The 1,161-nt window shown below is 70.0% G+C and carries 1 pseudogene; it reads left to right on the top strand.

The annotated features are described in order from the left end of the window. Positions 1 to 1,161 (top strand): annotated as a pseudogene (locus tag JS756_RS35790) (alpha-1,4-glucan--maltose-1-phosphate maltosyltransferase); the annotation flags it as partial.

Here is a 1,161-nt window from a genome sequence, read left to right as displayed (position 1 = left end):
CCGGAGGTGGGTGCGGTGCTGGAGCGGCATCCGTTGCGGGAGCTGGTGACGGCGTCGGCGCCGTTGGGGTTGCTGGTGGAGCGGGAGCGGGCGCTGTACGGCGCGTGGTACGAGTTCTTCCCGCGGTCGGAGGGGACGGCGGAGCAGCCGCACGGTACGTTCCGTACCGCCGCGCGGCGTCTGCCGGCGATCGCGGAGATGGGTTTCGACGTGGTGTACCTGCCGCCGATCCACCCGATCGGCACCACGTTCCGCAAGGGCCGCAACAACACCCTCGACGCGCGTCCGGACGATGTCGGTGTGCCGTGGGCGATCGGTTCGCCCGAGGGCGGTCACGACGCCGTCCATCCCGCGCTGGGGACGGTGGAGGACTTCGCCTGGTTCGTGGGCCGGGCCGGCGAGCTGGGTCTGGAGGTCGCCCTGGACTTCGCCCTGCAGTGCTCGCCGGACCATCCCTGGGTGCACAAGCACCCGGAGTGGTTCCACCACCGGCCCGACGGGTCGATCGCGCATGCCGAGAACCCGCCGAAGAAGTACCAGGACATCTACCCGATCGCCTTCGACGCGGACATGGACGGCCTGGTCGCCGAGACCCTGCGGGTGCTGCGGTTCTGGATGGGGCACGGGGTGCGGATCTTCCGGGTGGACAACCCGCACACCAAGCCGGTGGTCTTCTGGGAGCGGGTGATCGCCGACGTCAACCGCACCGACCCGGACGTGATCTTCCTGGCGGAGGCGTTCACCCGGCCGGCGATGATGCACACCCTGGCCCAGATCGGCTTCCAGCAGTCCTACACCTACTTCACCTGGCGCAACAGCAAGCAGGAGCTGACCGACCACCTGACCGAGCTGTCGGGCGAGGCGGCGTCCTACATGCGGCCGAACCTGTTCGCCAACACCCCCGACATCCTGCACGCCTACCTCCAGCACGGCGGCCGGCCCGCCTTCGAGGTCCGCGCCGTGCTCGCCGCCACCCTCTCGCCCACCTGGGGCATCTACTCCGGCTACGAACTGTGCGAGAACGTCCCGCTGCGCGACGGCAGCGAGGAGTACCTCGACTCGGAGAAGTACCAGCTCAGGGCACGCGACTGGGACGCCGCCGCCCGCGAGGGACGCACCATCGCCCCCCTGATCACCCGCCTCAACGACATCCGGCGCCGC

Origin of the sequence: Streptomyces actuosus, assembly GCF_016921115.1 — a bacterium.
GTDB lineage: Bacteria > Actinomycetota > Actinomycetes > Streptomycetales > Streptomycetaceae > Streptomyces > Streptomyces actuosus_A.
Note: the sequence above shows the minus strand (reverse complement) of the source record. Positions and strands in the feature narration are given on the sequence as shown.